The 12,726-nt window shown below is 73.1% G+C and carries 10 protein-coding genes; 5 read left to right on the plus strand and 5 right to left on the minus strand.

What is annotated here, in order from left to right; translation table 11 throughout:
- The first annotated feature begins 77 nt into the window (after window positions 1–77).
- Window positions 78–1,235, plus strand: coding sequence for a lactate 2-monooxygenase (locus HHX40_RS18345; RefSeq protein WP_310738171.1), 1,158 nt, complete (start codon window positions 78–80; stop codon window positions 1,233–1,235).
- 10 nt (window positions 1,236–1,245) lie between these two features.
- Here the strand turns inward: HHX40_RS18345 and HHX40_RS18350 are convergent, their stop codons facing one another.
- The 3 genes from HHX40_RS18350 to HHX40_RS18360 all read right to left on the minus strand — a co-directional run bounded on the left by HHX40_RS18350 (window position 1,246) and on the right by HHX40_RS18360 (window position 6,128).
- On the minus strand, window positions 1,246–2,553 hold the full coding sequence (locus tag HHX40_RS18350; RefSeq protein WP_310738172.1) for an MFS transporter: 1,308 nt from the start codon (window positions 2,551–2,553) through the stop codon (window positions 1,246–1,248).
- Between the two features lie 39 nt (window positions 2,554–2,592).
- Window positions 2,593–3,057: a MarR family winged helix-turn-helix transcriptional regulator gene (locus tag HHX40_RS18355; protein WP_182881534.1), complete on the minus strand. Its 465-nt coding sequence runs from the start codon at window positions 3,055–3,057 to the stop codon at window positions 2,593–2,595.
- 155 nt (window positions 3,058–3,212) lie between these two features.
- Window positions 3,213–6,128 carry a beta-galactosidase gene (locus tag HHX40_RS18360; protein ID WP_182881535.1) on the minus strand — a complete coding sequence of 972 codons (2,916 nt, stop codon included), beginning with the start codon at window positions 6,126–6,128 and terminating at the stop codon, window positions 3,213–3,215.
- A 195-nt stretch (window positions 6,129–6,323) separates the two neighbouring features.
- Here HHX40_RS18360 and HHX40_RS18365 point away from each other — a divergent pair, with 195 nt between their 5' ends.
- The 4 genes from HHX40_RS18365 to HHX40_RS18380 all read left to right on the plus strand — a co-directional run bounded on the left by HHX40_RS18365 (window position 6,324) and on the right by HHX40_RS18380 (window position 10,999).
- Window positions 6,324–7,859, plus strand: a complete 1,536-nt coding sequence (locus tag HHX40_RS18365; RefSeq protein ID WP_182881536.1) for a circularly permuted type 2 ATP-grasp protein — start codon at window positions 6,324–6,326, stop codon at window positions 7,857–7,859.
- A gap of 35 nt (window positions 7,860–7,894) precedes the next feature.
- Window positions 7,895–8,845 carry an alpha-E domain-containing protein gene (locus HHX40_RS18370; RefSeq protein ID WP_111700922.1) on the plus strand — a complete coding sequence of 317 codons (951 nt, stop codon included), beginning with the start codon at window positions 7,895–7,897 and terminating at the stop codon, window positions 8,843–8,845.
- A complete protein-coding gene (locus HHX40_RS18375) occupies window positions 8,830–9,666 on the plus strand; it encodes a transglutaminase family protein (RefSeq protein WP_182881537.1) in 837 nt (278 codons plus the stop codon). Before HHX40_RS18370 ends, HHX40_RS18375 begins: the two co-directional genes overlap by 16 nt.
- A gap of 259 nt (window positions 9,667–9,925) precedes the next feature.
- Complete coding sequence (locus HHX40_RS18380) at window positions 9,926–10,999, plus strand: mechanosensitive ion channel family protein (protein WP_182881538.1); 1,074 nt, start codon at window positions 9,926–9,928, stop codon at window positions 10,997–10,999.
- A gap of 80 nt (window positions 11,000–11,079) precedes the next feature.
- Here the strand turns inward: HHX40_RS18380 and HHX40_RS18385 are convergent, their stop codons facing one another.
- The gene (locus HHX40_RS18385; RefSeq protein WP_111700919.1) at window positions 11,080–11,385 is read right to left on the minus strand and encodes a DUF6401 family natural product biosynthesis protein; all 306 of its coding nucleotides are present in this window, start codon (window positions 11,383–11,385) and stop codon (window positions 11,080–11,082) included.
- Window positions 11,386–11,497: 112 nt separating this feature from the next.
- Window positions 11,498–12,511, minus strand: a complete 1,014-nt coding sequence (locus HHX40_RS18390; RefSeq protein ID WP_220499249.1) for a LacI family DNA-binding transcriptional regulator — start codon at window positions 12,509–12,511, stop codon at window positions 11,498–11,500.
- Window positions 12,512–12,726: the final 215 nt, after the last annotated feature.

Below are 12,726 nucleotides of genomic sequence, written 5' to 3' on the forward strand. Positions count from 1 at the left end.
ACCCCTTCCGTCCCTCTATCAACGCATCGGTTCCGGTAGCGTGCCGTACGGCAGTGATCTGGAGGAATGGAGGCGCGGTGAGCTGGGCGGACTTCCAGTACGAGATCTACCTCAACGGCATGGCGGGCGTCGTGCCGCGCCTGCCCACGGATCTGAACCGGCTGGAGGAGATGGCCGAGCGGCGCCTGGGTCCCGGGCCGGTGGGTTACGTGGCCGGCAGCGCGGGCGGCGGGCGCACCGAGCGGGCCAACCGCGAGGCGCTGGACCGCTGGCGCATCGTGCCGCGGATGCTGCGCGACGTGCGCGGGCGCGACCTGTCGGTGACCGTGCTCGGCCGGAGACTGCCCGCGCCGCTGGCGCTCGCGCCGATCGGCGTACTGTCGATCATGCACCCGGACGCCGAACCGGCCGCCGCCCGCGCCGCGGCGGCGCTGGGCGTGCCCTTCGTGCTGTCGTCGGCCTCCAGCACGCCGATGGAGGAGGTCGCCGCGGCCATGGGGGACGGCGAGCGGTGGTTCCAGCTCTACTGGGGCCGCGACCGCGAGGTCACCCTCAGCTTCCTCGCCCGGGCCAAGGCGTCGGGGTTCAGCGTGCTCGTCGTCACCCTCGACACGCCGCTGCTGGCCTGGCGCCCGCGCGATCTCGACCAGGCGTACCTGCCGTTCCTGCGCGGCGTCGGCACCGCCAACTACTTCACCGACCCGGCGTTCCAGGCCGGGCTCGCGCGGCCGGTGCACGAGGACCCGGAGGCCGCCGTCCTGCACTTCGTGGGACTGTTCGGCGACCCCGGCAAGACGTGGCCGGACCTCGCCCTGCTGCGCGAGCACTGGGACGGTCCGATCGTGCTGAAGGGCATCCTCCATCCCGACGACGCCCGGCTGGCCGCCGACGCGGGGATGGACGGGGTGGTCGTGTCCAACCACGGCGGGCGCCAGGTCAACGGCTCGATCGGGGCGGCCGACGCGCTGCCGGCCGTCGCCGACGCGGTCGCCGACCGGCTCACGGTGCTCTTCGACGGCGGCGTCCGCGGCGGGGACGACGTCGTCAAGGCCCTCGCGCTCGGCGCCAGGACCGTGCTGCTGGGCCGGCCGTACGCGTACGGGCTGGGCCTGGACGGCCAGGCGGGCGTGGAGCACGTGCTCCGCTGCGTGCTGGCGGAGACCGATCTCACCCTGGCCCTGTCCGGCTGCGCCGGGCCCGCCGCGCTCACCCCGGCCCTGGTCGCCCGGTTCTGACCCGGCGGGCTCAGGTGGCCGAGCCGAGATCCTCGGCCAGGGCCGACTCCTCCAGCCTCTCCCGCCGGGCGGTGGCGGGGCCGGCCGCGGCGAGCTCCGCGGCCTGGGCGCGCTCGGCCTCGCCGAGCTGCCGGTGCGCGGCGGTGAGGATCACCGCGCCGAGGAGCACGGCGGCGGCCCCCAGGTAGAACGGCGCGTGCTGACTGTCGAAGTGCTCGGCGAGCCGGCCCGCGACGAAGGGCGCGAGACCGCCGCCGATGAAGCGGATGAACCCGTAGGAGGCGGAGGCGATCGGCCGCTCCACCGGCGAGACGGTCATGACCGCCTGCGTGGTGACCGTGTTGTTGACGCCGATGAAGACGCCCGCGACGATCACCCCGCAGATCACCACGACCCGGTTCGAGGTGAACAGCGCGATCACCAGGATGTCGAGGCTGAACAGCACGAGGTTGGCGTAGAGCGTGCGGGCGATGCCGAACCGCGCCTGCAGGCGCGGCGCCCCGAAGACGGAGAAGACGGCGACCAGGATCCCCCAGCCGGTGAAGACGAGGCCGAGCTGGTGCTCGTTCAGCTCCATCGGGTACGGCGCGTAGCCCAGGACGGTGAAGAAGCCCCAGTTGTAGCAGAGGGCGGTCAGCCCCAGGATGAGCAGGCCGCGGTGGCGCAGCGCCTTCAGCGGCTCGGCCACGCCGGTCTTCCGCGCGGGGGCGGGGGTGCGTTGCACCAGGGTGACGGTGGCGACCAGGGCGATCGCCATCAGCACCGCGACGCCGTAGAACGGGCCGCGCCAGCTGATGCCGCCCAGGGTCCCGCCGAGCAGCGGGCCGACCGCGATGCCGACGCCGAGCGCGGTCTCGTACAGGATGATCGCCCCGGCGAAGCCGCCGCTGCCGGAGGCGACGATGACCGCGAGGGAGGTGGCGATGAACAGCGCGTTGCCGAGGCCCCAGCCGGCCCGGAAGCCGACGATGCCGCCGATGCTCCCGGACGCGCCGGCGAGCGCGGCGAACACCACGATCAGGGCAAGACCGGCGATGAGCGTGCGCTTGGCGCCGATCCGGCTGGAGACCCATCCGGTGATCAGCATGGCCACCGCGGTCACCACCAGATAGCTGGTGAACAGCAGCGAGACCTGGCTGGGCGTGGCGTGCAGCTTCGAGCTGAGGGCGGGCAGGATCGGGTCCACCAGCCCGATCCCCATGAACGAGATCACGCAGGCGAAGGCGACGGCCCAGACCGCCTTCGGCTGCTTGAAGGGGCTGGCGACGGTGGCATGCGCTACGGGGGCATGAGTTACGGGGGCATGAGCAGAGCTCACCGGACCTCCTGGGAGTAGCGAGGGGGAGCGCCCTGGTCCCTACTCGCCGGCCTCGCTCTGGAGCAGGCGGCGGAGCAGGGGGAGGAACTCGCCGGCGATCCGCGTCAGGTCGCGCAGCTCACCGGGGGAGAGCGTGCCGAGCAGCTCGGTGAGCCGCTCCCGGCGCAGGCGGCGCCGCTCGGCGAGCAGCGCGCGGCCGGCGTCGGTGACGGCGACCCGCACCGCGCGGCCGTCGAGGTCGTCGGCCGCCCGGTGCACCAGCCCTTCGCGCTCCAGGCGCCGCACGAGCTGGGTCATCGACGGCTGGGTGACGGACTGCCGCGAGGCGAGGACGCTCAGCCGCTCGGGGCCGTTGCGGTCCAGGTACGACAGGGTGGCCGCGGCCGTGAGGCTGAGGTCGCCCTGCGCGGACAGCCGCCGTACGGCGAGCACCGCGAGGTCGTCCAGCACGGCGGCGACCGCGGGGAAGTCCTCGCCGGGACCGGCGTTCGGGACGGTGGACACGGGGTTCCTCCAGGGACCGGAAATTACATAGGAAGCTTATACAACTGTCCGGAATGCTCCCTCACGTGGGGTCCGGTGCGGGGTCCGGGACGAAAAGAGCCGCCCGCGTACCGGCCAGGAATCGGTACGCGGGCGGCCCGCCACTGCCGTGGCGCTCAGCGGGCGAGCGGGTACGACGGCCCAGGGACGTCCGGGACGGGCACCCCGCCGCGCACGGCTCCGTACGCGAACAGGCCGATCGGGCCGGGCCCGCCGCCGGCGGCCGCGGTGGAGGTGACGGCCAGGGCGAGCGTGTTGTGACCGTGCTCGCGCAGCAGTCCGGCGGGCAGCACGAACTCCTTCTGCGGCCCGATGTCGCCGCCGTACTGGCCGACGTTCCAGCCGTTGAGGTAGATCAGCGTCCGGGAGGCCGCCGGGACGGCGCCGCCGAAGCGCAGGCCCACGGAGACGTCCTGGCCCTCGGGGAGGTCGAGCCGGAAGCCGGTGCGGTACCACGTGACGCCGGGCGCGAGCGGCCGTCCGGCCGGGGCGGCGATCTCCTTCCAGGCGCGGTCGGGGTAGCCGGGCAGGTGCCAGCCGGAGCGCTCGCCGTACAGGCCGCCGGTGTTGAGCGGCCCGCGCACCGGGTCGGCGAGGTCCTCGCCGCCGCGGGCGCCCTGGATCTTCCAGGCGATCGCCGCCGCCCCCTCCACCGCGGCGGCGACCAGGCCGCGCGGCTGCTTGAACCGGTTGTCGTCGGCCGTCCAGTCGTCGTTGTGGCCCATGTTCTGCACCAGGACCGCCAGCGTGGCGGTGCGCCCGGGCTTCAGCAGGCCCGCGGGGACCGCGAAGCGGCCCGGCCCCGGCTCGGGGTTCGCCGCGTCGACGTCGGCCTGGGTGCCGCCCGCGGCCGAGCCGAGGTAGCGCCCGTCGAGCCAGACGAGGTAGCGCCCGCGCCTCCCGGTGATCGCGTTCAACGCCACGGAGGTCTCCGCGCCCGTCGCGGTGAAGCGGCCGCGATACCAGACGTCGCCGTAGTGGAAGCCGTAGTCGTCGGCGTACAGCACGGGCCCGGCCTTCGGCTTCATCGGGCTCTCGGTCGTGGTCTTGTCGGCCGTCGGCCAGGACGAGTCGTCGAACCCGGGCGCGGCCTCCGGCGCCTCGTCGTGGACGCGCCACCCGGTGAGCGCGGGCAGGCGCGCGGCCTCGCGGGGTCCGGGCACCCGGCCGAGCAGCGATCCGCTCGGCGTCCGGGTGACGCGCACGTCCGTGTCGCCCGGGTCACCGGCCAGGCGCAGCCGGGAGGCCCGCGCGTCGGCGAACACCTCCACTTCGCCCTCCCGGGCGGTGTCGGCGGTGAGCCGTACGGCACCGCCCTCGACGGCGGCGGCCCGGACGAGGGACGTGCCCCGCACCAGCACCGGTGCGGCGTCGGTGTCCGCCCGCCAGAACGTCGCGGCGGTCTCGTCGGTGCCCAGCAGGAGCAGCAGCGGCCGCCGCCCGCCGCCCGAGACCAGCACGCGGGCGAGGCCCTGATGCGTGTAGTCCAGGCGGAGGTCGCCGCCGTCGAACGCCCAGCGGACGTCGCCCTCCAGCACCTTCACCTGCGGCCTGGTGGAGTAACGCAGGATCGTCGCGCCCGGGGAGCCGGCCGTGCCGTACAGCACCGCGACGTCCCGGCCGCCGGCGAAGGCGTGGGTCATGATCTCCGAGCTGGACGCCGCCAGGCGCTGGCCGCCCAGGTCGTACGCGCCGACCAGGACGTGCGCGTCGCGGCCCCTGACCTGCACGGGCAGGGCGTACGTGCCGTCCGGGACGGTCCACGAGAGCGTGGCCGCGTCGGTGGTCGTGGCGGCGCGGTCGGCGTGCCGGACGAGCGCGAACCGGGTGCCGGTGTCCGGGTTCGCCCGGGCGACGATCCCGATGGCCGGGTTGTCGGTCCCGGGAGCCGCCGCGGGGTCCGTCTTCGCCAGCGGGGCGACGGCCTGCAGGAAGTAGCCCTGCCGCTTGAACTCGTCGTACTTCGCCGTCGGCTGCCGGGCCTCGTTCACGGCCGCGCCGTAGTCGTACGACGTGTAGACGTCGTTGGGCTGGGCGAGGAAGCCCCAGTTGGTGCCGCCGAATCCCATGTAGTAGTTGAACAGCGTCGCGCCGCTCACCAGCAGGTTGGACTTGTAGAAGAACTTCATGTACGCCGGGCCGGTCAGGTCCCGGCACCGGTCGTAGCCCGCGTTGTTCAGGTCGATGGCCCCCGCCTGGTACTCGGCGGCGAACACCGGGGCGTCGTCGCGGAGCCTCTCGGTGACCCCCTCGCCCCACGGGCCCCACACCGTCTCGGCGTTGGCGCAGTCGAAGGACTGCGGATAGTCGTCCACGCCGGGGATCTGCACGGCGCCCGGCCCCTCGGCCCAGGTGGAGCTCCAGTCGGCGGCGTCGCAGCAGTCGTTCGTGGTGATCGGCACGTCGATGCCGTCCGCCCGCGCCTGGTCCTGGATGTCCTGCATGTAGGCCGCGTCGGTGTTGGCGGCGTACTCGTTCTCCGCATTGTAGAGGATCACCGACCCGCCGCGGCCCACCTGGTGCCTCGCGATGATCGGGTTGATGTGGTGGAGCCAGTCGCGGTACGCCTGGGTGAACCCGGCGTCGCTGCTGCGGCCCCGGCCGGGCACGTTCTTCAGCCATCCGGGGAACCCGCCGCCGGTGGTCTCCGCGTTGATGTACGGCCCGGGGCGGGCGACGACGTACAGGCCCGCCCGCTCGGCCGTGCGCAGGAAGCGGTCGACGTCGCGCACGCCGGTGAAGTCGTACACGCCCGGCTTGGGGGAGTGGTAGGCCCAGTCGAAGTAGACGGAGACGGCGTTGAACCCGCCGGCCCTGATCTTCTCCAGCACGTCCCGCCACAGGCCGGGGCTCGGCAGCCGGAAGTAGTGGATCTCGGCGGCCTGCACGACGACCCTCCGGCCGTCGATCATGAGCGAGTAGTGGTCGTAGGTGACCCGGGGCGCCGCCGGGGCGGCCGCGGCCGGGCCCTGGAGCGGCACCGGCAGGAGGACGAGCAGTGCCGCGAGCACGGCCAGGACCTTGCGCACCATTACCGGCCTTCCGATCGTCGGGGCGGGGGTGTCTCCTCGTGCGATCTTCCGGGATTAGTTTGACTAGCGCCCCAACAAACGTCAACGGTTACGGAGCGGCGGAAGGGCGCGGGCTCACGTCACGGCAACGCGCGCGGCACGGGGCTGATACACGGCGAGCCGCCGGGCGAAACATCGCTTGTCTAACCTCCGCACATGGCGGACATCTTTGACTCGTACGCACTGGCCGACGCCTGGGACGAGATGTTCGAGCGGCCGGGCGTGCCCCGGCCGGCGTACCAGGCGCTGTTCGCGGCCCTGCAGCCCCTCGGGGCCGAGGAACTCCGCTACCGGGCCGACCAGCTCGCCCGGGTGTTCACCGACCGCGGGGTGACCTTCGACTACGCGGGGGAGGAGCGGCCGTTCCCGCTCGACCTGATCCCCCGGGTGCTCGACGCGGCCGAGTGGGACCTCATCGCCAGGGCCGTACGGCAGCGCGTGCGGACTCTGGAGGCGTTCCTCGACGACGTGTACGGCGAGCGCCGGGCGTTCCACGACGGCGTGGTGCCCTGGCGGCTGCTGCACTCCTCGCCGCACTTCCACCGGGCGGCCGACGGCATCGCGGCGCGCGTCCGCGTGCACGTCGCCGGGATCGACATCGTCAGGGACGAGGACGGCGGCTTCCGGGTGCTGGAGGACAACGTCCGCACGCCCAGCGGGGTCAGCTACGTCCTGGAGAACCGGCTGGCGATGAGCCGCACGCTGCCGGCGCTGTTCGCCGAGCAGCGGGTGCGGCCGGTCGAGGAGTATCCCGCCCGCCTGCTCGCCGCGCTGCGGAGGGCCGCTCCCGAGCACGTGACCGACCCGGCCGTCGTGATCCTCACGCCGGGCGTCCACAACGCGGCCTACTTCGAGCACGCCCTGCTCGCCCGCCTCATGGGCGTCGAGCTGGTCGAGGGCCGCGACCTGGTCTGCGAGGACAACCGGGTCCACATGCGCACCACGAACGGCAGGCGCCCGGTCCACGTGATCTACCGGAGGGTGGACGACGACTACCTCGATCCCCTCCACTTCCGCTGGGACTCCACCCTCGGCTGCCCGGGGCTGCTCAACGCCGCCAGGGCCGGGCACGTGACGATCGCCAACGCCGTCGGCAACGGGGTCGCCGACGACAAGCTCGTCTACACGTACGTGCCGGACCTCATGCGCTACTACCTGGGCGAGGAACCGCTGATCGGCAACGTCGAGTCCTACCGCCTGGAGGACCCGGAGACGCTGGAGTGGGTGCTGTCGCGCATCGGCGACCTGGTGCTCAAGCCGGTGGACGGCGCCGGCGGCAAGGGCATCGTGATCGGCCCCCGGGCGTCGGAGGAGACGTTGCGGGAGCTGTCGGAGACCGTGCGGGCCGACCCGCGGGGCTGGGTGGCGCAGCGGCCGGTCGCGCTGTCGACCGCCCCCAGCCTGATCGGCGACCTGCCGCGTCCCCGGCACATCGACCTGCGGCCGTTCGCGGTCAACGACGGCGACGACGTCTGGCTGCTGCCCGGCGGGCTCACCCGGGTCGCGCTGCCCGAGGGAGAGCTCGTGGTCAACTCCAGCCAGGGCGGCGGCTCCAAGGACACCTGGGTGCTGCCCGCCGAGGGTGGTCCCGGGCCCGGTGCGGTGCCGGGTCCGGCTCCCACCGCGGTGGCCGGGCCGCCGCCGTGGTGGGAGCCGAGCCGCGGCGCCGCCTGGGACGCCGGGCAGCAGTGATCGGCGGCACTATCACCCACAGAAGGGAGAGGGCAGTGGCGAGAGACCTGCTGAGCCGGATCGCCGAGACCCTGTACTGGATCGGGCGCTACGTCGAACGCGCCGACGACATCGCCCGGATCCTCGACGTCTCGCTGCGCCGCGCCCTGGCGGGCGAGGACGACGCGACGGCGGTCTTCGCGATCCTCGGCCACCCGCTGCCCGTCCCGGACGCCGGCCCGCCGACGGCCGCGACGATGGTGCGCCGGCTCGCCTACGACCCGGCCGATCCCGGCTCGATCGCCGGCTGCCTGCGCGCGGCCCGGGAGAACGCCCGGGGCGTCCGCGAGATCATCTCCACCGAGGTGTGGGAGTGCCTGAACGTCACCTGGAACGCCCTGCCGGAGACGCGGGCCGCCGCCGAACGGCTCGGGCCGCACGTGTACCTGCGGTACGTCAGGGAGCGGGCGGCGCTGCTGGCCGGACTGGCCGACGCCACGATGAGCAGGGACGACGGGTGGCGGTTCCTGGTGCTCGGGCGCAGCCTCGAACGCGCCGACATGACCTCGCGCCTGATCGCCGTGCAGACCGGTCTCCTCGCCGATCCGGCGGCCTGGCGGATGCTGCTGGAGGCGTGCGGCGCCGACGAGTCGTTCACCCGCACGCACCGGGGCGACAGCACGAAGGTGCTGGAGTTCCTGCTGCTCGACCGGTTGTTCCCCCGGTCGGTCGTGCACGCCCTCGCCACCGCCGAGCGGTGCCTGGCCGAACTCGCCCCGAACCAGGGCCGCGCGGGCACGGCCGACGCCGCGCGGGCCGCGATCGGCCGGGTCCGGATGACGCTGGAGTACGCCGACACGGCCGCGCTGCCCGCCCGGCTTCCCCGGCTGCTCGACGAGATCCGGGAGGCGGGCGCGGCGGCCATGCTCGCGATCGGCGACCGGTTCTTCCCCGGCGCCGCCCCGGCGGGCTGGGTGAGGGGAGGCTCCTCGTGGGCTGGCGCGTGAAGATCAGTCATGTCACCCGGTTCGACTACGACGGCTCGGCCTCCGCGTCGTACAACGAGGTCAGGATGACCCCGCTGAGCGACCGCGGCCAGACCACGCTGGAGCGGCGGCTGGTCGTGCGTCCCTCGGCGCCCGTCTGGACCTACACCGACCACTGGGGGACGATCGTCGGCGTCTTCGACCTGACCGCGCCGCACCGGTCGCTGACCATCGAGTCGTACGCCCGGGTGGACACCTCCGCCGCGCCGCCGCTCGGCGTGCCGCCGGCCCGGGACGACCTGCGCACGGCCGGCGGGCCCGTGGGCGAACTGCTCCGGCCGACCCCGCAGACCGGGATCTCGCCCGGACTGGCGGCGGACGCCCGGGAGCGTGCGGCGGGGCTGGACGCGCACGAGGCGGCCGAGGCGCTCGCGTGGCACGTCAACGAGCGGATCGCGTACGTGCCGGGCGCGACGGGCGTGCGCACCAGCGCGCAGGAGGTCTGGGAGCACGGCAAGGGCGTCTGCCAGGACATGGCGCATCTCACGGTGGCGCTGCTGCGCGCCGCGGACATCCCGGCGAGGTACGTCTCGGGATATCTGCACCCCCGGCCCGAGGCGGAGATCGGCGAGGCGGTCGCCGGGCAGAGCCACGCGTGGATCGAGTACTGGACGGGAGAGTGGAACGCCCTCGACCCGACCAACCGCACGAGAGGCGGTGAGGCCCACGTCGTCGTCGGCAGGGGCAGGGACTACACGGACGTGCCGCCCATCAAGGGCGTCTACCAGGGCATGGCCTCCGGACGCCAGGAGGTCGTGGTCGAGGTCGTCCGCCTGGCCTGAGCGGACCTGAGTCGCCTGGGTGAACGTGAGCGGGTCCTGAGCGGGCCTGGGCGCGGATGGTTCGCGCGTTTTCTGCCGCTTTTTTCGGTGCTTTTTCGGCGCGGCCCACGCGGCGTGTGACCTGCGTCATCGCCGGGAAGGGCGGTCGCCGTGCGTGCGGGGGCGGACACCGGCCGCGAATGAGACGCCGGTCACCGGGTAGCTGCCGCCCTCGTAGGTCCCCGCCCCCGGCGGTGGAAGGCTCTGAACAGGAGGACTTATGGCCGCTCCGGTCGACTGGGGAAGAGGAGTGGCCGACGCCTGGTCGTCGGTCGTCACCTTCGTCCCCAAGTTCCTCGCATTCGTCGTCGTCCTGGTGGTGGGCTGGCTGGTCGCCAAGGCCCTGCGCAAGGTGGTGGACGCCGTACTCGAACGCGTCGGGTTCGACCGCTGGGTCGAACGCGGCGGCGTGGGACGGGTGCTCGCGCGCAGCAAGTACGACGCGTCCGACCTGCTCGCGAAACTGGTGTACTACGCGATCCTGCTGGTGACGCTGCAGATCGCCTTCTCCGTCTTCGGCCCCAACCCGGTCAGCGCCCTGCTCACCGGCGTCGTGGCCTGGCTGCCCAAGGCCGCCGTGGCGATCGTGATCATCGTGGTCGCCACCGCCATCGCCAGGGCCGTCAAGGACATCGTCAGCGCGGCGCTGGGCTCCCTGTCGTACGGCAGGACGCTCGCCACGATCGCGTCGGTCTTCATCATCGGCCTCGGCGTCATCGCGGCGCTCAACCAGATCGAGGTCGCGACCACCGTCACCACGCCGGTCCTGATCGCCTTCCTGGCGGCCGTCGCCGGAGTCGTCATCGTGGGCGTCGGCGGCGGGCTGGTGCGGCCCATGCAGCAGCGCTGGGAGCACTGGCTGAACCGTGCGGAGGTGGAGACCGAGACCATCCGCGCCCAGGCGGCCGCCTACAGCCAGGGCCGCTCCGACGCGATGGAGACCGTCCACGTGCCGCAGGAGGCCATGCCGCGGGAGACCTACCCGCGCCAGACGGCCGGCGCCTTCGCCCAGCCGGCGCGCACGGCCTACCCGCAGACCGCCGGTTCCCCGCAGGCGCCGGTGTCTCCGCAGCCGATGTCCCCGGAGGGCCCGACCACGGGGTACCCGCAGGAGGGCGCGTACCCGCAGGAGGGCGCGCCGGCCGCTCCGGGCGCGGCGACCACCCCGATCAGCCCGGCGGACCCGCGCGGCCGGTCGGCGCGCAGTGAACCGAATCCCGGTCAGGCGGCTCCGGGTGAGGCGGGTCCCGCCTCGTGGCCCACGCCGCCGGAGGAGCCTCCGCCGGTCCGCTGACCGCCGTCTCCTCCGTCGCGTTTCGCGGGGCGTCCCGTCCAGGGGCGCCCCGCACCCGTGTCAACCGGGCGGGGCGGGCGTCAGGCGGGTTCGGCGGCGGTGTCGAGCAGCAGGCAGACCGCGGTCATGCGCAGGACGGCGAAGTCGAGCGGCTGGTCCGGCCCGGGCGTCCGCCAGCCCTTCTCCTGGGCCCCGTCCCAGAAACCGATCAGATAGGCGAGCAGCGAGGACGGCCCGACCCGCTCGCCGAGGCCCGAGATGGCCTGCCGGACGGCGGCCATGTGCTGGTCCAGCGAGGCGAGGACGCCCGGGTGCTGGTGCCGCAGGTCCAGCACACGCTGCGCGAACTCGGCGCGGATGCGGACAGGCCAGGAGTGCTCGGACACGTGGATCTCCGGGGGTGAGGCACAGGGATGCCCCATCACGATAAGCGGCTCCGGCGGCGAATTCGCCCGAAACCGCTCTTTTCGCCGGGGAACCGTCCCGCCGCGGCGGCCGTCAGATCGCGCGCGTGCTGGAGCCCCGTACGACGAGTGTCGTGGGCAGGATCCGGGCCGGCGGGGCGTCGGCGCCGTTGATCATGGAGACCAGGGCCTCCGCGGCGGCCGCGCCGAAACCGTCCTTGTCCTGGGCGATCGTCGTCAGGCCGGGGGGCACGAGGGCCGCGACCTCTATGTCGTCGAACCCGACCACCGCGATGTCCTCGGGCACCTTCAGTCCGGCCTCGGCGATCGCGCGCAGCGCGCCGACGGCCATCTCGTCGCCCGCGACGAACACCGCGTCGGGCCGTTCGTCCGTCTCCAGCAGCCGCCGCATCGCCGCCTCCCCACCGGTGACGTAGAAGTCGCCCTCGGACACGTGTTCGGGCCGGTACGGCAGGCGCAGCAGGGCCAGCTCCTCCTGGTAGCCCTGCAGGCGCTCCGCGCCCGGCCGGGTGTGCGCGGGCCCGGTGATCGTGGCGATGGCCTGCCGGCCCTGCTCGTGCAGGTGCCGTACGGCCTGGCGGGCGCCGCCCACGTTGTCGGAGGTCACGTACGTGGCCTTGGGGCCCTGCACGGGACGGTCGAGGCTGACACAGGGCACCCCCGACTCGGCGAGGTGCCGCAGCGACGGATCCCAGGTGCCGCTGTCGATCATCACCACGCCGTCCAGGTTGTGCCTGCGGGCGGCCCGCACGTACGCGTCGTCGGTGTGCTCACCGCTGGTGGCGAGCATGAGCAGGTGGTAACCGCGCCCGCTGAGCGCCGTCTTCAGGCCGATCAGGATCTCCTGGAAGAACGGATGGCGCCAGCCGGGCCGGCGGTGGTCGGTGTCCCACAGCAGGCCGACCATGAAGGACTTCTTGGTGGCCAGCGTGCGCGCCGACTCGTTGGGCAGGTAGCCGATCTGGCGGGCCGTCCGCAGGACCTGCTCCCTGGTTTTCGCGTTGACTACCTCGGGATTGTTGAACACTCGGGAGACGGTCGCCGGGGACACGCCGCACAGGCGCGCCAGCTCTCTGATCGTTGCCACGGACCAAACGCTATCGCATCTCGCTGTAACCGGTTTCATGGACCGTTCTCACAAAGTACGTACTTCCTGGGCCGCTCGCAACCCGTAATCGAAATTTCCCACAGTTATGTTTCTGTGACTTGACACATTCCCTTCTTCTTAGGTGTGATGTCGGGCATCGGCCGACGCTGCTTCGTTGCCACGGGCTCGGCCGCTGTCGCCATCTCGCAGCCGCA

The organism is Microbispora sp. H10949 (genome assembly GCF_014161435.1).
Lineage (GTDB): Bacteria > Actinomycetota > Actinomycetes > Streptosporangiales > Streptosporangiaceae > Microbispora > Microbispora triticiradicis.